This window comes from Streptomyces sp. NPDC056128 (assembly GCF_042263835.1).
Lineage (GTDB): Bacteria > Actinomycetota > Actinomycetes > Streptomycetales > Streptomycetaceae > Streptomyces.
In genome coordinates, this window is record NZ_JBHJVQ010000001.1 from 189,225 (window position 1) to 207,136 (window position 17,912).

Annotated in this window: 15 protein-coding genes; 8 read left to right on the forward strand and 7 right to left on the reverse strand. The window is 74.8% G+C overall.

From position 1 onward, the window contains the following. Positions 1-34 precede the first annotated feature (34 nt). Genes ACFC1X_RS00925 through ACFC1X_RS00945 form a run of 5 tightly spaced genes read left to right on the forward strand, consistent with a single transcriptional unit; the run spans position 35 to position 3,795 of the window. Entirely contained in the window at positions 35-220 is a 186-nt protein-coding gene (locus ACFC1X_RS00925; protein ID WP_376347557.1) for a hypothetical protein, read from the forward strand. Continuing rightward, positions 217-1,197, forward strand: coding sequence for a DUF6286 domain-containing Asp23/Gls24 family envelope stress response protein (locus tag ACFC1X_RS00930; protein ID WP_376347559.1), 981 nt, complete (start codon positions 217-219; stop codon positions 1,195-1,197). The genes ACFC1X_RS00925 and ACFC1X_RS00930 overlap by 4 nt, the downstream gene beginning before the upstream one ends. Next, positions 1,194-1,778: a hypothetical protein gene (locus tag ACFC1X_RS00935; protein WP_376347561.1), complete on the forward strand. Its 585-nt coding sequence runs from the start codon at positions 1,194-1,196 to the stop codon at positions 1,776-1,778. The genes ACFC1X_RS00930 and ACFC1X_RS00935 overlap by 4 nt, the downstream gene beginning before the upstream one ends. 5 nt (positions 1,779-1,783) lie before the next feature. Beyond that, on the forward strand, positions 1,784-2,692 hold the full coding sequence (locus ACFC1X_RS00940) for a YihY/virulence factor BrkB family protein (RefSeq protein ID WP_376348503.1): 909 nt from the start codon (positions 1,784-1,786) through the stop codon (positions 2,690-2,692). After that, on the forward strand, positions 2,689-3,795 hold the full coding sequence (locus ACFC1X_RS00945) for a winged helix DNA-binding domain-containing protein (RefSeq protein WP_376347562.1): 1,107 nt from the start codon (positions 2,689-2,691) through the stop codon (positions 3,793-3,795). The genes ACFC1X_RS00940 and ACFC1X_RS00945 overlap by 4 nt, the downstream gene beginning before the upstream one ends. 104 nt (positions 3,796-3,899) lie before the next feature. On the opposite strand, the gene ACFC1X_RS00950 is transcribed toward ACFC1X_RS00945, so the two are convergent. The 3 genes from ACFC1X_RS00950 to ACFC1X_RS00960 form a co-directional block, all read right to left on the reverse strand. After that, a complete protein-coding gene (locus ACFC1X_RS00950; RefSeq protein WP_376347564.1) occupies positions 3,900-4,682 on the reverse strand; it encodes a trypsin-like serine protease in 783 nt (260 codons plus the stop codon). Between the two features lie 202 nt (positions 4,683-4,884). Continuing rightward, positions 4,885-7,770: an AAA family ATPase gene (locus ACFC1X_RS00955; protein WP_376347566.1), complete on the reverse strand. Its 2,886-nt coding sequence runs from the start codon at positions 7,768-7,770 to the stop codon at positions 4,885-4,887. A gap of 93 nt (positions 7,771-7,863) precedes the next feature. Then, on the reverse strand, positions 7,864-8,700 hold the full coding sequence (locus ACFC1X_RS00960; RefSeq protein ID WP_376347568.1) for a response regulator transcription factor: 837 nt from the start codon (positions 8,698-8,700) through the stop codon (positions 7,864-7,866). Between the two features lie 124 nt (positions 8,701-8,824). Here ACFC1X_RS00960 and ACFC1X_RS00965 point away from each other — a divergent pair, with 124 nt between their 5' ends. Together ACFC1X_RS00965 and lbuL are read left to right on the forward strand one after the other, a co-directional pair. After that, positions 8,825-10,495, forward strand: coding sequence for an AMP-binding protein (locus tag ACFC1X_RS00965; protein ID WP_376347570.1), 1,671 nt, complete (start codon positions 8,825-8,827; stop codon positions 10,493-10,495). Further along, complete coding sequence (gene lbuL, locus ACFC1X_RS00970; protein WP_376347571.1) at positions 10,492-12,108, forward strand: linear/branched/unsaturated fatty acid:CoA ligase LbuL; 1,617 nt, start codon at positions 10,492-10,494, stop codon at positions 12,106-12,108. The genes ACFC1X_RS00965 and lbuL overlap by 4 nt, the downstream gene beginning before the upstream one ends. 6 nt (positions 12,109-12,114) lie before the next feature. Here lbuL and ACFC1X_RS00975 read toward each other — a convergent pair whose 3' ends face one another. Next, positions 12,115-13,131: a hypothetical protein gene (locus tag ACFC1X_RS00975; RefSeq protein ID WP_376347572.1), complete on the reverse strand. Its 1,017-nt coding sequence runs from the start codon at positions 13,129-13,131 to the stop codon at positions 12,115-12,117. Between the two features lie 53 nt (positions 13,132-13,184). Then, a complete protein-coding gene (locus ACFC1X_RS00980; RefSeq protein ID WP_376347573.1) occupies positions 13,185-13,862 on the reverse strand; it encodes a hypothetical protein in 678 nt (225 codons plus the stop codon). Between the two features lie 155 nt (positions 13,863-14,017). Between ACFC1X_RS00980 and gcl the strand changes: the two genes are divergently transcribed. Next, positions 14,018-15,802 carry a glyoxylate carboligase gene (gene gcl, locus ACFC1X_RS00985; RefSeq protein WP_376347575.1) on the forward strand — a complete coding sequence of 595 codons (1,785 nt, stop codon included), beginning with the start codon at positions 14,018-14,020 and terminating at the stop codon, positions 15,800-15,802. 854 nt (positions 15,803-16,656) lie between these two features. Here gcl and ACFC1X_RS00990 read toward each other — a convergent pair. Together ACFC1X_RS00990 and ACFC1X_RS00995 are read right to left on the reverse strand one after the other, a co-directional pair. After that, positions 16,657-17,268, reverse strand: a complete 612-nt coding sequence (locus tag ACFC1X_RS00990; protein WP_376347576.1) for a TIGR04222 domain-containing membrane protein — start codon at positions 17,266-17,268, stop codon at positions 16,657-16,659. 64 nt (positions 17,269-17,332) lie between these two features. After that, entirely contained in the window at positions 17,333-17,569 is a 237-nt protein-coding gene (locus ACFC1X_RS00995; RefSeq protein ID WP_376347578.1) for a hypothetical protein, read from the reverse strand. Positions 17,570-17,912 lie beyond the last annotated feature (343 nt).

Here is a 17,912-nt window from a genome sequence, read left to right on the forward strand (position 1 = left end):
CGGAGCATGAGCAGGTACGAGGCGGAGGTTGGGGATGAGCAGAGCGGTGATCGGCATGCTGGTGGGCATGGCGCTGGCCTTCGCCGGGTATTTCGGCGGGTTCGGGGCGTTCCTGCTGGTGGCCGCGCTGGGCGCGGTCGGCGCCGTGGTGGGGCGCCTGATCGACAACGGCACGGACTGGCGTGAATTCCTGGCACCCCGGGACCGGAGGATCAGGTGACGGCGGCGCCGGCCGAACGCGGCAGGACCGTCGTCGCCGACCGAGCCGTGCGCCGCATCGCCGAACGCGCCGCCACCGAGGCCGACCTCGGCGGGCGGCGTGCCCGGGTGACGCACGGCACGGCGGCGGTCCACGGGCGCCACGCCGACGTCCGCGTGGACGTACGGCTGCCGTATCCGGCGGCGCTCGGCGAGACGGGGGAGCGGGTCCGGGGCCGGATGGCCGACCGGGTCGCCGAGCTGAGCGGACTGACGGTGCGTGCGGCGACGGTCCGCGTCCAGTCGCTGGCCGCGGACCGGACGGCCCCGCCGCCACCCCCGGCCGACGGTGCCGGTCCCTCGCGCCGGGCCCGGCGGCCCTGGTCGGCACGCCGGGTCCCGGCCGCGCTGGTGGCCCTCGTCGGGACGGGCGCGTGCGCGCTCCTGCTGTACGACGTCCTGGCCGTGCACGTCGCCGACCGCGGCCCCGCCTGGCGCACGGATGCGGTCGACTGGCTGGCCACGCACGGCCCCGGGGACACCCCGGTCGTCGCGGGCGGCGCCGTCGCGGCCGTCCTGGGCGCCTGGCTGCTGTGGCTGGCGCTCACCCCGGGCCTGCGCGGGGTGCTCCCGATGGCCCCGGTGCCCGGGAGCGGCCCGCAGCGGGCGGTACTGGAACGGCCGGCGGTGGCCGAACTCCTCCGGGACGCCGTCACCGCCGTACCCGGGGTGACGGACGTCCGCGTGCGCTGCGGCCGACGGCGCGTCCGCGTCCGCGCCCGCCTCGGCTTCGGCGACCGCACCACGACCCACGCGGCCGTCCGCGACGCCACCGCCACGACCCTCGACGCCCTCGGCCTGACCCGCCCCCTCAAACCCCGCGTCACCCTGCGCCCGGAGCCCCACTGGCGCCCACCGGAGGCGACACCGACGGAGCCGCCCGCCGAGCCGGGGCCCGCCACCGAGCCGCCGCCGCCCCCGAAGGAGACCGATTCGTGAACCCGTTGCGCAACGCCGTCAACCGGACGCTGCTCGCGCTGACCGGAGCGGCCCTGCTGGCCGGCGGCGGATGGCTCGGGCTCAGCGGCGGCGGGGTCGCCGACCGGCTGCCCGGGTGGTGGCCCCGGCCCGAGGACGGCACCGTGCTGCTGGACCGGGCCGGCCTCGCCGACCTGCGCGGCGAGGACTGGTGGACCCCCGTGGTCGTCGCCGGTACGGCCGCCGCGCTGCTGCTGTGCCTCACCTGGCTCCTCGCCCAGCCGCGCCGGGGCGGCGACCGGCGGCTGCCGCTGGCCGGCCCGCCCCTCACCCTGCGCTCCCGCGCCCTGGCCGACGCGGTCGCCCACCGCACCGAGGCCACCCCGGGCGTCGCCCGCGCCCACGTACGGCTGCCCGCCGGCCGGAAACGCTCACGGGCCCGCGTACGGCTGCTGCTGGAACCCGGCGCCGCCCCCGGCCGCGTCCTCGAACAGCTCACCCACGGCCCGCTCGACGAGGCCCGCGCCTCCCTGGCGCCGCACCCGCTGCGCACCCACGTCCGCATGGGCGTACGGACCCGTCGCGAGCGGCGTACCCGATGACCACGATGACGGCGTACCTGGAGACCAGACTGACCCGGCTCCGGAAGCGCTCCGTGCCGTGGACCGGCGCGCTGCGCCGGGTGCCGCGCGCGATGTGGGACGACAACGTCTCCGACTGGGCGGCGGCCCTCACCTACTACGCCGTCCTCGCCCTGGTGCCCGCCCTCGTCGTCACCGCGTCCGTCATCGGCCTGGTCGCGCCCGACCTGACGGACCGTCTGATCGACGACGTGACGTCCTGGGCGCCCGCCCAATCCGGCGCCGAACTGCACCGCACCCTGCACGAGATGGCGGGGGAGCGCTCCGCCGCGCTGACCGTGGCCGTGGCCGGCGGCGTCGGTGCGCTCTGGTCGGCCTCCAGCTACCTGGCGGTCTTCCGGCGCGCCCTGCACGAGATGCACGGCCTGCCCGACCGGCGCCCCCTGTGGCACCGGCTGCACCGCATCGTCCTCACCGCGCTGAGCCTGCTCGGTCTGCTCGTCGCCAGCGCCCTGGTCCTGCTGCTGACCGGACCGCTGGCCCGGGCGCTGGGCCGGCTGGCCGGCATCGGCGCGACGGCGACCGCCGCCTGGTCCCTGCTCCGCTGGCCGCTGCTGCTGTGCCTGGTCGCGCTGCTGGTCCTCGTCCTGTTCCGGACCGGCCCCGCCCCGGCCCGCCGCAGCCGGGAGGCGGTGCCCGGCGGCGCCCTGGCGGCACTGCTGTGGCTGACCTCCTCCGCGGTCTTCTCCCTCTACGCCTCCGGCATCGGCACCTACGGCCGCCTGTACGGCTCCCTGGCCGGGGTCGTGGTCTTCCTGGTGTGGCTGTGGGTCTCGCACCTGTCCCTGCTGGCCGGTGCCCGTTTCGTCGTGGAGCTGAGCCGGGCCGATCGCGGACAGAACCCGTCCGCAAGCCCCGCTACCGTGCACCCATGACGACCAAGGCAGGCACGAGCGCCCCCGTCCTCGGCATCCGCGCCCTCAACCGCGCCACCCTCGCCCGGCAGTTGCTGCTGCGCCGAGCGGCCATGTCCGCCGAGGCCGCCGTCGCGCATCTCGTCGGACTCCAGGCCCAGAACGTCAAGCCCCCGTACTACGCGCTCGCCGCCCGCCTCGACGGCTTCACGCCCGAGGAGCTGTCGGCGGCGATGGCCGGCCGACGGGTCGCCCGCCTCGTCACCATGCGCTCGACCATCCACACCCACACCGCCGACGACTGCCTCACCCTGCGCCCCCTGGTGCAGGCCGCCCGGGACCGGGAGCTGAACGCCTTCCGCAAGGGCCTGGCGGGCGTCGACCTGGACCGGCTCGCCGAACACACCCGCGACCTGGTCGAGGCCGAGCCGCGCACCATGGCCCAGTTGCGCGAGGCCCTGCTCGCCGAGTGGCCCGACGCCGACCCGCACTCCCTGGCCGTCGCCGCCCGCTGCCGCCTCCCCCTCGTGCAGGTCACCCCGCGCGGACTGTGGGGCAGGAGCGGCCAGGTCACGCTCACCACCGCCGAGCACTGGCTGGCCCGCCCCGCACGGCCCGCGCCCGCACCGGACGAGACGGTCCTGCGCTACCTCGGCGCCTTCGGACCCGCCTCCGTGAAGGACATGCAGACGTGGGCGGGCCTGACCCGGCTGCGGGACGCCTTCGAACGGCTCCGCCCCCGCCTCGTCACCTTCCGCGCCCCGGACGGCACCGAACTCTTCGACCTCCCGGACGCGCCGCGCCCCGACCCGGACACCCCGGCCCCGCCGCGCTTCCTGCCCGAGTTCGACAACCTGCTGCTCTCCCACGCCGACCGCACCCGCGTCGTCCCGCCCGCCCACAAGGGCCGTACCTGGACGGGGAACCAGGCCCACCGCGTCCTCCTCGTCGACGGCTTCGTGGCCGGACTGTGGAAGCCGGCGGACGACGCCCTCGTCGTCGAACCCTTCGACCGCCTCCCCAAGGAGCGCCGGGCCGAGGTCGTGGCCGAGGGGGAGCGGACGCTGGCCGTCATGCAGCCGGAAGCCGCGTACGGCGTCCGCTTCGGGACGGTACGCGGCTGACGCGTTGGAGAGGGGGCGTTGCGGGCCGCTCGTGGAGGCTCGCAACGCCCCCTGGCTTGCACCTGAGGGGTACTCAGGAGATCAGGAGACCTGCCGGGGCGGGGCTACGAGGTGACCTGCGCGGTCACCTGGTCCGAGAACGTGGTCAGCCGGGAGTAGACCCCCGGATAACCGGCCCTCGCGCAGCCCTCGCCCCAGGAGGTGATCCCTGCCAGGACGCCCCCGATGATCAGGGGTCCGCCGCTGTCGCCCTGGCAGGTGTCCACGCCGCCGGACGGGAGCCCGGCGCACACCATGTCGCTCGCGACGAAGTCGGAGCCGTACGAGCCGCCGCAGTCCGAGTCAGACACGACCGGCACGGTCGCGGTCCGCAGCTGGTTGGAGGAGCTGCCGTTCTCCCGGGTGGTGCCCCAGCCGAGCACCCGGGCCTCGTTGCCGGCCGCGTAGACCGAGGTGTCCGAGGAGGAGACGTACTTCGCCGGTTTGTACGGCATCGACGACGCCAGGGTCAGCACCGCCACGTCGTCGCCGTTGGTGGCGTCGGTGTAGTCCGGGTGCACCCAGATCCGGCTGACCCGGGCGACCGTGCCGTCCGAGCCGTTGAGGTAGGTGCGCCCGCCGACCACGCGGACGTTGCGGGCGCTCTCGCCGACCATGCAGTGCGCGGCGGTGACGACCTTGGTGGGTGAGACGAGGGTGCCGCCGCAGAACTGGTTCTGGGAAGCGTCGGTGACCTGCATCACGAACGGATACGCGCCCGTCGTGGTGGTGGTGCCGCCGACGATCGGCTGCGGCGCGGCGACGGCGGAGGGGGCGGTGAGCAGCGCGGCTGCGCCGGCGGTGGCCAGGACGGCGGCTGCCGATCTGGCGCGGGTGAGCCCGAACATGAGTCTCCTCAAGGGGTTGCCGGTGGGGGGTCGCACGGGCGTGGGGGGTTGCACGGGGGTCTCGGGACAGACCCCCGTATGCCCGGGCGAGCGGCACGTGTTCACGCTAGAACCGGCGGTCGGGGCACCCCAATGAGGGAACCCCCTAGGGGAGGCGGGCAGGGAAAACCCTCGGTGCGTGGCCGGTAAACCCCCGCCGTTCTCAGTCCGTTCGCCCGCCCGCCGCCAGCCGGACGAGGTCGACCCGGGACCGGATCCCGAGCTTGCGGTAGACCCGGGTCAGGGTCGCCTCGACGGTCTTGACGCTGACGAAGAGCCGCGCGGCGATCTCCCGGTTGGTCGCGCCCTCCATGACCAGCGCCGCCACCTGACGCTCCATCGCGGCCAGCCCCGCGAGACCGTCCGGCGTGGCGGCCGGTGCCGGGGACGGTCCCGCCGACCGCGCCGCGACGGCCGCCTCCACCAGCCGCAGCCAGGGCAGCGCCCGGCAGCGCCGGAACAGCCGCGTCGCCTCGTCGTACGACGCCGCCCCCGGCGCCCGGCCCGGCCGTTCGGCGTGCAGTTCGGCCAGCGCGAACGCCGCCCGCGCCTCCTCCAGGCCGTACCCGAGCCCGGCCAGCCGCTCCCGCGCCGACGTCAACCGGGCGACGGCCGCCCGGTGTTCGCCCCGGCCCGCGCGCACCAGGGCCTCGGCCCGGTCCAGCACGGCGAGCACGCTGCCCCGCCCGAGCCGCAGCGCGTGCGCGCGGCTGACCTCGATGACGTCCATCGCCTCGGCCGGCTCGCCGGTCCGCACCAGCGCCTCCGCCAGATCGCCCTGCCACCGGCCGCGCGCCGGGTCGGTGATGCCCGCCCCGGCCTCCAGCTCCCGCACCCGGCGCAGCGCCCGCACGGCCGCGCCCGCGTCGCCCGCCACCAGGTTCGCGTGGCCGAGCGCGGCCAGCGCCCGCGACAGGTACACGGCGTCGCCGTCCTCCTCCGCCCGCCGCACCGCCTCCCGCGCCAGCTCCAGGGCCCGGTCCGGATCGCCGCCCGCGGCCTCGGCGAGCGCGGCCTGCATCGCGCCGGCACCCTCGCCGATGCCCGCGTCCCGGGCCAGCGTCAGGCTCTCCCGCGCCAGCTCCAGGGCCCGGCCGCAGTGCCCGGAGTGCAGCTCGGTCTCGGCCAGGAAGCGCAGATAGTGGACCTCGCTCTCGGCCATGCCGCGCCGGCGCACCTCGCGCAGCAGCGTGGTGACGGTGGCCCGCGCCTCGGCCAGCCGGTCGCTCATCACCAGCCACCGGAACCGCGACGACCCGGCGCCGTTGTGATGGCACGCCACCCGCGGGTCCTGCGGCTCGGCCAGCGCCCGCCCGATGGTCGCCGGGGCGTCCGGATGGCCCATCAGCGTCTCGCACTGGGCCTGGAACGCCAGCGCGAGCAGTTCGGTGCGCCGGTCGGCGCCCCGCGCCGCCAACCGGGCGGCGTGCGCGGCCTCCTCCCGGCCCTGGGCGAAGTCGCCCTGCACCACCAGGGAGCGCCAGGCCAGCTGGTAATGGACCTGGGCGAGCAGCCGCGGATCGTCGCCCGCGTCGGCCAGGGCCTGCGGGAAGACGGCGTCGACCTCGCCGATGGCCTGCCCGGCGGCCTCGATCACCACCATCCAGGCGCGGACCCGGTCACCGGGGGCGGTGGCCCGGGTCAGCACCTCGCGGGCGATGTCCCGGGCGAGATCCTGCTCGCCCGCCGTGATCGCGTCCTCGGCGGCCGCCACCCGGCGTTCGTCCGGTCCCGGCGCGCTGTCCGCCGGGGTGTGCCGGGCGGCGAGCAGCCCGAGCGAGGCGGCCACCGACGGCGCCCCGCGGTCCCGGGCCAGCGAGGCGGCCTCCGCCAGCCGCGCAGCGACCTCGGGGTCGGTGCCGGTGGTGGCGAGGGCGAGGTGCCGGGCGCGCTCGATCGGGTCGGAGGCGGCCGTGGACAGCGCGGCGTGCGCGGCCCGCCGCTCGGGTGCCGGGGCCTCGGCGTACAGCGCGGCCGAGATCAGCGGATGCGCGAACCGTACGGTCGGGCCCTCCGGGTCGGTCGCCAGCAGACCCAGCGCCGCCGCCTGGGCCGTCTCGGCCTCGGCGTTCTCCCGGCCGGCCGCGCGCAGCAGGGCGGGTGTCGGGCGGGCGCCGGCGCTGGCCACCAGCAGGGTGCGGCGGGCCTCGTCCGACAGCATCTCCAGGCGGGAGAGGACCAGGGCGCGCAGCGAGGTCGGCACCGGCAGCGGCTCGCCGGGCCGGGGCGCCGCGGGGCTCTCGGCCAGCGCCCGGCCGAGTTCCAGGGCGAAGAGCGGATTGCCGCCGCTGGTGCGGTGGATGTCGCGGACCGTGGCCCGGTGCAGGCCCGCGTAGCCGCGTTCGCCGAGCAGCGTCGCGACCTGGGCGCGGGTCAGCGGGCCGAGGCGGACCGCGCGGGTGTCCGGCGGGGAGGCGCGCAGATGGCGGTCGTACTCGGCGTCCTCCGTCTCGGGCCCCTCGGTCCGCACCGCGCACAGCAGCCGCACCGGGGTCTCGCCCAGGCGCCGGGCGGCGAAGCCGAGGAGTTCCGCGCTGGCCGGATCCAGCCACTGGAGGTCGTCGGCGACGACGAGGACGGGGCCCGCGGCGGCGAGGGCGCGCAGGGCGGACAGCACCGCCAGCCGCAGCGCCAGGCCGTCGCGCTGGAGGGTGGACTCGCCGCGGCCGGTGAGCGCCGACTCCAGCGCGGTGCGCTGCGCGGCGGGCAGCGTCTGGGACACGTCGTCCAGGACCAGGCCCAGGAGGTCGGCCAGGGCGAGGAAGGGGAGATGCGATTCGGACTCGGTGGCCGAGCAGCGCAACACGGTGTGCGAGGTGCGGGCATATTCCGCCGCCAGGGTGCGCAGGACGGTCGACTTTCCAATTCCGGCGGGCCCGTGCAGCAACACACTGCCGCCCCGGGCCAGCTGCTCACGTGCCGCGCCGAACGACTCCTCCCGCCCGATGACCAGGTCGGAGCGGCATCCGGCAGACTCCGCGAAGTCCCGTGGCACGGTGACCGCTCCCTCCGAGTGTCGTGTCCGGGCCAATGTTAGGCAACGGGCCATTGGATTAAGGAGGGACGAGGAGGTGAGGCAAATAACAAACCGGCGGGCACGGAAATCAAAGAGCCGCGGGAAATCCCCGGGCCGCCCCGCACCCTACGGCAGCCATCCCGTCCGGCGGGCCCGGGCGACCGCCTCCGTGCGGGTGCGGGCGCCCAGCTTGCGCATCGCCGAGCGCAGGTAGCTCTTCACGGTCTCCGCGCCCAGCCCGAGCCGCTCCGCCGCCTCGACGTTCGTCGCGCCCGCGGCCACGCAGGCCAGCACGTCCACCTCGCGCGGCGCGGGCCGGGGTCCCGGTCCCGGCTCGCCCCCGGCCGCCAGCAGGCCGCAGGCGCGCAGCAGCTCCTCGCGCAGCGCGGGGTCCGCGATCCGGGGCGCCAGCGCCCGCAGCGCCGCGTGCGCCTCCCGTACCTGCTCCCAGCCCGCCGCGTCCGCCGGGTCGTGTCCAGGGCCGGGCCGGGCCGCCGCCAGCAGCTCGTCCGTCTCCTCCCGCAGCACCAGCGCCTGCTCCACGTCCCGGGCCGCCGCCACGGCCGCGCCCAGGGTGCGGTCGCCCAGCGGCTGCGCGGTGCGCAGGGCGCCGTACAGCACCCCGCGCACCCGTCGCCTTACCACCACCGGGACCGCCAGCACCGAGCGCAGCCCCTCGGCGGCGACGGGCCGGTCGTACTCGTGGCTGATCTGCGCGGAGACGGAGTAGTCCGTCACCGCGCAGGGCCGCGACAGCGCCACCGCCCGGCCGCCCAGCCCGTTGCCCGAGGTCACCGCGAGGGCGCTGAGCGCGGCCGTCGCCGTGCCGCTCAGCTCGCTGATGCGCACCTGCCGCCGGCCCGCCTCCACCAGCCCGCCGAAGGCGACCGGCAGCCCCGTCGCCCGCCGCAGCCGCACCAGCGCACCCCGGATCTCTCCTCCGTCGGCCGAGTCCACCGCCACCCGTTCCGCCCTTCCTCGCGCCCGTCCCGGGGCGCACACCCCCGTTCGGGGGTAGTGAGACCTGCATCACGGATTACACGATGGCAGAGAGCCGCCCGGCAAGGTCCGGCACGAAGGAGGACAGATGACGACGGCCACGGAGCTGTTCCGCAGCGCGCGGGACTTCCTGCTGGAGCACCGTACGGACTACACCGCCGCCTACGAGGGCTTCACCTGGCCCCGCCCCCGGGACTTCAACTGGGCGCTGGACTGGTTCGACGTCATCGCCGACGGCAACGAGCGCACCGCGCTGCACATCGTCGAGGAGGACGGCTCGGAGGTCCGGGTCTCCTTCGCCGAGATGTCCGCCCGCTCCGACCGGGTCGCCAACCGGCTGCGGGAGTGGGGCGTGCGTGCCGAGGACCGCATCCTCGTCATGCTCGGCAACCAGACCGAGCTCTGGGAGACCGCGCTCGCCGCGATGAAGCTCCGCGCCGTCGTCATCCCGGCCACCCCGCTGCTCGGCCCCGCCGACCTGCGCGACCGCGTCGACCGCGGCAAGGTGCGGCACGTGATCGTCCGCGCCGAGGACGCCGGCAAGTTCGACGACGTGCCCGGCGACTACACGCGCGTCGCCGTCGGCGGCACGGCACCCGGCTGGCTGCCCTACGCGGACGTGTACACCGCCGACGCCGCCTTCACCCCGGACGGCCCCACCGCCGCCGACGACCCGCTGATGCTGTACTTCACCTCGGGCACCACCGCCCGCCCCAAGCTGGTCGAGCACACCCACGTGTCGTACCCGGTCGGGCACCTGGCGACCATGTACTGGATCGGTCTGCGGCCCGGCGACGTGCACCTGAACATCTCCTCGCCCGGCTGGGCCAAGCACGCCTGGTCGAACCTGTTCGCGCCGTGGAACGCCGAGGCGACCGTCTTCCTGTACAACTACACCCGGTTCGACGCGGCCCGCCTGATGGCCGAGATGGACCGGGCCGGGGTGACCACGTTCTGCGCCCCGCCGACCGTGTGGCGCATGCTCATCCAGGCCGACCTCACCCAGCTCGCCCACCGCCCGCGCGAGGTCGTCGCCGCCGGCGAGCCGCTCAACCCCGAGGTGATCGAACAGGTCCGCGAGGCCTGGGGCGTGACCGTCCGGGACGGCTTCGGCCAGACCGAGACCGCCGTCCAGGTCTCCAACAGCCCCGGACAGGTGCTGAAGACCGGCTCGATGGGCCGCCCCAGCCCCGGCTACCGCGTCGAACTCCTCGACCCGGTGACCGGTGCCCCCGGCGCCGACGAGGGCGAGATCGCGCTGGACCTGTCCGCGCACCCCGTCGGCCTGATGACCGGCTACCACGGCGACCCCGACCGCACGGCGGAGGCGATGGCCGGCGGCTACTACCGCACCGGCGACATCGGCTCCCGGGACGCCGACGGCTACCTGACCTACGTCGGACGCAGCGACGACGTCTTCAAGGCGTCCGACTACAAGATCTCCCCGTTCGAGCTGGAGAGCGCCCTGCTGGAGCACGAAGCGGTCGCCGAAGCGGCGGTCGTGCCGGCCCCGGACGCGCTGCGCCTCGCCGTACCGAAGGCGTACATCGTGCTGGCGGCGGGCTGGGAGCCGGGACCGGACACCGCGAAGGTGCTGTTCGAGCACTCCCGCGAAGTCCTCGCCCCCTACAAGCGCCTGCGCCGCCTGGAGTTCGGCGAGCTGCCCAAGACCGTCTCCGGCAAGATCCGCCGCATCGAACTGCGCGAGGCCACCGCGGCCGGTTCCGCGAACGAGTACCGCGAGGAGGACTTCCGGTGACCCCACCCCTGTCGTACGCCCACGGCACCAGCACCACCCCGCTGCTCGGCGACACCATCGGCGCCAACCTCGACCGGGCGGTCGCCGCCCACCCGGCCCGCGAGGCCCTGGTCGACGTACCGTCCGGACGCCGGTGGACCTACGCCGAGTTCGGCGCCGCCGTCGACGAGGTGGCGCGCGGACTGCTGGCGAAGGGCGTCGCCCAGGGCGACCGGGTCGGCATCTGGGCGGTCAACTGCCCCGAGTGGGTCCTCGTCCAGTACGCCACCGCCCGCATCGGCGTCATCATGGTGAACGTCAACCCGGCTTACCGTGCGCACGAGTTGGAGTACGTCCTCAAGCAGTCGGGCATCACCGTCCTCGTCGCCTCCCTCGCCCACAAGGGCAGCGACTACCGGGCGATCGTGGAGCAGGTCCGCGGCCGGTGCCCCGCGCTGCGCGAGACGGTCTACATCGGCGACCCGTCCTGGGACGCGCTGACCGAGGGCGCCGCGCGGGTGCCGCAGGACCGCCTCGACGCGATCGCCGCCGGGCTGAGCTGCGACGACCCGGTCAACATCCAGTACACCTCCGGCACCACCGGCTTCCCCAAGGGCGCCACCCTCTCCCACCACAACATCCTCAACAACGGCTACTGGGTGGGCCGCACGGTCGGCTACACGGAGCAGGACCGGGTCTGTCTGCCGGTGCCCTTCTACCACTGCTTCGGCATGGTGATGGGCAACCTGGGCGCCACCTCGCACGGCGCGTGCATCGTCATCCCCGGCCCGTCCTTCGAGCCGGCCGCCACCCTGGAGGCGGTGCAGCGGGAGCGGTGCACGTCCCTGTACGGCGTCCCCACCATGTTCATCGCGGAGCTGAACCTCCCCGACTTCGCCTCGTACGACCTCACCTCCCTGCGCACCGGCATCATGGCGGGCTCGCCCTGCCCGGTGGAGGTCATGAAACGGGTGGTCGCCGAGATGCACATGGAGGAGGTCTCCATCTGCTACGGCATGACCGAGACCTCCCCGGTCTCCCTCCAGACCCGCATGGACGACGACCTCGAACACCGCACCGGCACCGTCGGCCGGGTCCTGCCGCACATCGAGGTGAAGGTTGTCGACCCGGTGACCGGGGTGACCGTGCCGCGCGGCGACGCCGGTGAACTGCGCACCCGCGGCTACAGCGTGATGCTCGGCTACTGGGACGAGCCCGAGAAGACCGCCGAGGCGATCGACGCGGGCCGCTGGATGCACACCGGGGACCTCGCGGTGATGCGCGAGGACGGGTACGTGGAGATCGTCGGCCGCATCAAGGACATGATCATCCGGGGCGGAGAGAACATCTACCCGCGCGAGGTCGAGGAGTTCCTCTACGCCCACCCGAAGATCGCGGACGTCCAGGTGGTCGGCGTACCGCACGAGCGCTACGGCGAGGAGGTCCTCGCCTGTGTCGTCCCGCGCGACGCCGCCGACCCGCTCACCCTGGAGGAGCTGCGGGCGTACTGCGACGGGCAGTTGGCGCACTACAAGGTGCCCAGCCGCCTCCAGCTCCTCGACTCCTTCCCCATGACGGTGTCGGGGAAGGTGCGCAAGGTGGAGCTGCGGGAGCGGTACGGGGAGCCTGCCTGAGCCGGGCTACTGGACCAGCTCCAGGTGCGGGTGGTCCGCGGACACCGGGCACACGTGGAGTTGCAGGGCGTAGCCCCCGGCGACGACGACCCGGGTGTAGTTCGCCGGGGGAACGCCGGGGGGAAGCGGGTCGCGGGCCTGGTCCCCCTCGGGGGCCCAGCTCCCCGTGCCCTTGTTCCATTCGGTCGAGGCGATGGTCAGCAGCGGGTCCATCGCGGTGCCGCAGGCGGCGCAGGTCCGGGGCATGGGATCGGTGAGACCCCAGCGGGACCAGCCGCCGGCCTTCCAGCCGGGAGAGACGGACAGCCGGCTCGTGTAGAACTCCTGCGGCGCGACGGCGTAGGCGCTGTCCACCGCGTCTCCGGCCGCCTCCCACCTGCTCCAGTCCGCCAGCTGCTCCCGCGACTCCTTGTCCAGCTCCATGAAGTGGGGGTACTCGGTGACCTCCTCCGGCGAGAGCAGGCACGGCTGGGGTACGTAGTCGGAGAACTGGACCGCGGACGGCTCCGGAGGTGAGTCGAGGACGTCGGTGACCTCGGCCGCGGACCGCCAGTACAGCGCGGTCCTGGGGTGGTCCGGGTGGTCGAAGGGACACCACAGCACCTGGAGCAGATCGGCGTCGGCCTGCCCGGGCGGGCGCAGCAGGGGGACGTCGCGCACGTACAGCTGCGCCACGGGCAGCATGGCGACCGGGCCCTCGGGCCAGGGACGACCGGCGTTGATCCGCTCGAGGGTCGCCCGCTCCTCGGGCGTGTACCCGGACGCCGCGGCCTCGTTGATGCGCCGCCGCACCCGCACGTCCTCCGGCGACGTGGGCTCGTTCACCCCGTCCCACTCGTGCGGGCCGTCGCAGTACGGCCACGGCTCGTCGGCGGGCCACAGCAGCGGCCCGCCGACCGAACTGTCATGCCGCGACGGAGACCCGGCCCGAGGGTGCAGCCGGGTCGCCGTGCGGGCCAGCGGAGCCAGTTGAGGGAAGAGCGCGGTGACGTCGAACGGCCGCGGTGGGGTGGTACGACTCATTCCGGCTCCCGGTGACGCGCGACAGGTGCAGTTCACGATACAAAGGGGCGCCTTCAGTCGGCCGTGGCGTCCAGCGCCACGGCCGACTCGTTCACCGGGCGCGGCACTCCCGTCGGGTCGAGCACGAACAGCGCCACCCCGAGCAGGTCGGCGCGGACCCGGGCGTCCTCGGCGTATCCGGTGAGGGAGAAGTAGACGCACCGCGCGGACTCCGCCATCGCCGTCAGCCACAGGCACTCCACGTCCCGCACCGAGGCCGGGCCCACCGTCGGATCCACCTGGACGACGAGGCCGGCCGCGGCCAGCCCGATGCCGGACAGCGGCCGCTGGTCGGCGCGGCGCACGTCCCGGTGCCCCAGCCCGCGCAGATACAGCACGGCCGCGGTGACCGCGTCGCGCGCGGTGCGGATCGGGACCGCCCGGTGGGCCGGGACCCGTGACCCTGGGGCGCGCCCGGACCGGCCCGGGGACGCGTCGTCCACCGGCACGCACAGCGTCGTCCCGCACGGGCACCCCAGCTCCGGCCGCGGCCACCGGCTGCGCGCCCCGCAGGCCGCGCAGCGCACGCCGACCCACTCCTCCTCCCACGCCCGGTGGGTGACCGCGGTCGCGGTCCCCTGCGGATCGAGCGCGGGCGCGACGGGCTGCCCGCACGCGCACGGATACGAGGGTGCCGTGTAGCGGTGCCGCCGCCCGCAGGCCGTGCAGCACACCGAGATGGTCTCGGACATGACCCCATCGTCCTCTCTTGACTGCCCTCGGCCGCCCACTTACATTACTTCCAGATCGTAGAAAACAAATTTCGCTATACGGAAGTTGCTACGGAAGAAGCTCACCGCGGGGCGCGACGGGAGTGCGAATCCGACAGCCGGAGCAGGAGTACTCGATGGCTCGTATGACCGCTGCCCGAGCGGCAGTTGAGATTCTCAAGCGCGAGGGCGTCACCGACGCGTTCGGTGTGCCGGGCGCGGCGATCAACCCCTTCTACGCGGCGCTCAAGGCGTCCGGCGGTGTCCAGCACACCCTCGCCCGCCATGTCGAGGGCGCCTCGCACATGGCCGAGGGCTACACCCGTACCCACCCCGGCAACATCGGCGTCTGCATCGGCACCTCGGGACCGGCCGGCACCGACATGATCACCGGCCTGTACTCGGCGATCGGCGACTCCATCCCGATCCTGTGCATCACCGGCCAGGCGCCGACCGCGGTGATCCACAAGGAGGACTTCCAGGCCGTCGACATCGCCTCCATCGCCAAGCCGGTGACCAAGATGGCCGTCACCGTCCTGGAGGCCGCCCAGGTCCCCGGCGTCTTCCAGCAGGCGTTCCACCTGATGCGCTCCGGCCGCCCCGGCCCGGTCCTGATCGACCTGCCGATCGACGTCCAGCTGACCGAGATCGAGTTCGACCCGGAGACCTACGAGCCGCTCCCGGTCTACAAGCCGGCCGCGACCCGCGCCCAGGTCGAGAAGGCGATCGGCATGCTCAACGCCGCCGAGCGCCCGCTGATCGTGGCCGGCGGCGGTGTCATCAACGCCGACGCCGCCGACCTGCTGGTGGAGTTCGCCGAGCTGACCGGCACCCCGGTCGTGCCGACCCTGATGGGCTGGGGCCTGCTGCCCGACGACCACGAGCTGAACGCCGGCATGGTCGGCCTCCAGACCTCGCACCGCTACGGCAACGCGACCTTCCTGGAGTCCGACTTCGTCCTCGGCATCGGCAACCGCTGGGCCAACCGCCACACCGGCAAGATCGACGTCTACACGGAGGGGCGGAAGTTCGTCCACGTCGACGTCGAGCCGACCCAGATCGGCAAGATCTTCGCCCCGGACTACGGCATCGCCTCCGACGCCAAGGCCGCGCTGGCGCTGTTCGTCGAGGTGGCCAAGGAGCTGAAGGCAGCCGGCAAGCTGCCCGACCGCTCCGAGTGGGCGGCCTCCGCGCAGGAGCGCAAGGCGACCCTCCAGCGCCGTACGCACTTCGACGACATCCCGATCAAGCCGCAGCGCGTCTACGAGGAGATGAACAAGGCCTTCGGCCCGGAGACCCGGTACGTCTCCACCATCGGCCTCTCCCAGATCGCCGGCGCCCAGATGCTGCACGTCTACCGTCCGCGGCACTGGATCAACTGCGGCCAGGCGGGCCCGCTCGGCTGGACCGTCCCGGCCGCGCTCGGCGTCGCCAAGGCCGACCCCGACGCCCAGGTCGTGGCACTCTCCGGCGACTACGACTTCCAGTTCATGATCGAGGAACTGGCCGTCGGCGCACAGCACAAGATCCCGTACGTGCACGTCCTGGTCAACAACTCCTACCTGGGCCTGATCCGTCAGGCGCAGCGGGCGTTCGAGATCGACTTCCAGGTCAACCTGGAGTTCGAGAACATCAACTCGCCCGAGCTGGGCGTCTACGGCGTCGACCACGTCAAGGTCGCCGAGGGCCTGGGCTGCAAGGCGATCCGGGTGACCGACCCGAACGAGCTGGGCGCGGCCCTCGAGCAGGCCAAGAAGCTCGCCGCCGAGCACCGGGTGCCGGTCGTTGTCGAGGCGATCCTGGAGCGCATCACCAACATCTCGATGTCGGGCACCAACGACATCTCGAACGTGGTGGAGTTCGAGGAGGTCGCGACCGAGCCGGGCCACGCCCCGACCGCGATCCGCACCCTGAAGGTCTGACCCCTCCGCAGCCCCAAGAGCGGCCCGTTCCTACCGAACGGGCCGCTCTTGCGCGTGGGCCCGTTTTCGTGGGCCCGCCCTGCGCGAGCCCGTGCCCGCCGCGCGCACCGAGGCCCGGTCCCCGGGCAACGGTGGCACCGCCGCGTCGGCCGGGGCCCACGGCGCGAGCCTGTGCCCGCCGCGCGGGCCGGGGCCTGACCTTCGGGCAGCGGTGGCACCGCCGCGTCGGCCAGGCAGTTGGCCCGCCTGCTGTGCCAGCCCGTGCCCGCTGCGTGGGGCCGGGGCCCGACCGCCGGGCAGCGGTGGCACCGCCGCGTCAGTCGGGCAGCGAGCCGGGGCCCGCCGCGCGAGCCCGTGTCCGCTGTGTGGGCCGGGGCCCGGCCTCCGGGCAGCGGTGGCACCGCCGCAGCGAGCTGGGGCCCGCCGCGCGAGCCGAGGCCCACGGCGCGAGCCTGCGCCCGCCGCGCGGGCCGGGGCCCGACCGCCGGGCAGCGGTCGCACCGCCGCGTCGGCCAGGCAGTTGGCCCGCCTGCTGTGCCAGACCGTACCCGCTGCGTGGGGCCGGGGCCCGACCGCCGGGCAGCGGTGGCACCGCCGCGTCAGTCGGGCAGCGAGCCGGGGCCCGCCGCGCGAGCCTGTGCCCGCTGTGTGGGCCGGGGCCCGACCTTCGGGCAGCGGTGGCGCCGCCGTGTCGGCCGGGCAGCGAGCCCGGCCGCCGTGCGAGCCCGTGCTCGCTGTGCGAGCCCGCCCGTTGCGCGGGCCGGGGCCCGGCCTCCGGGCAGTGGTCGCGCCGCTGTGGCGGCCGGGCGGCACCGGCCACGTGCCCGAGCGCGTGCCCGCCGGTTCGGTCCCGCTCAGTCGGAGCCGCCGCCGCCCCCGCCTCCGCCGCAGTAGAACGGGTTGGACGCGCCGCTCGGGCCGCCGCGCGGTGAGTGTCGGCGCAGGCCCCGGTCCGCCACCTCCACGTGCTCCAGCAGCCCGGCCCGGAGGGCGAAGCGGGGGAGCAGGAGGAGCAGGGCGGCCTCGTCGTGCAGGGCGACGGCGAGCAGCCGGTCGTCGGCCGTGAGTCCGCGGCGGCTGCCGGGCAGCGGGTGCCGCTCCCGCAGGACCCGCACGCGGCGGCGGGCGTCCCGGGTCGGACCGAGCAGCGGGTAGCGCAGGAAGCCTTCCTCCGCGAGCGGGATCCGCATCAGGGCCACCGCCAGGCGGACGTCCGGGTGCCGGGTCAGCTTCCGGATGCCCAGCGGCTCCTCCAGACTCCACCGCACCGCCTCGGCCAGCGGCGGGAGGGGCGTCGCGGCCGTCCCCGGCTCCGCCGCCAGCGCCCGTACGGTGCCCGGCGGGCCGGCTTCCACGGCGCCCCGCAGATACAGGTCGACCACCGCCACCGTGACGGCGGCACGCGGCCCGCCCCGCAACAGCGCCACCTCGTGAGGTTCCAGCCGGACCGGCCAGTCGTCGTACATGACACCACCCCCGTGCCCCCGTGTTGCCGGGTTTGTGCCCGCCCCGGGGGGTGCCTACGCCTGGTCAGCCCTCGTGGTGTTCGTGCAGCCCCGGCCAGTCGTCCGGGCCGCCGCCCTGCCACTCGACGAGCGCGTCGTCGGCCACGTCGGTCACGTACAGGTCGGCCAGGCGCAGCAGTTCGGCGACGTCGTCGATGTGCGAGGCGACGCCGAGTGTCTCGTCGCCGGAGGTGACCCGGCGGGAGCCGTCGAGGGCGGGGGAGTGGACGACGATGTGCGGATGCTCCGGTGGATGTGCCATGACTTCAGGCTGCTGCGGGCGCCCGCGATCCGCACCCCGGCGAACGCCGGAAAGCGCCGGATGCGGGACCGTCCGCATCCGGCGCTCTCCAGCCGGTGAAGGTTCTTCACGTGGTGTCCGTCCGGCGGCGCGAGGCTGGGCGCGACAGGTCGTTCGCGCCGCCGGACGGAGTCTTGGGGCCTCTGTGAAAGCAGAGGCGGGTGTGGCTGGGACCGCGGCGGTGCGACGGGCCCGGAACGCGTCTCCCCTCAGGTCGTAGGAGAAACGTCCGGCCCTTCACCACCGCACTGGCTCGCCTGCCGCCGCGGTCCTCGCCCTGCCCGCGCCGGCACCGGGCACACAC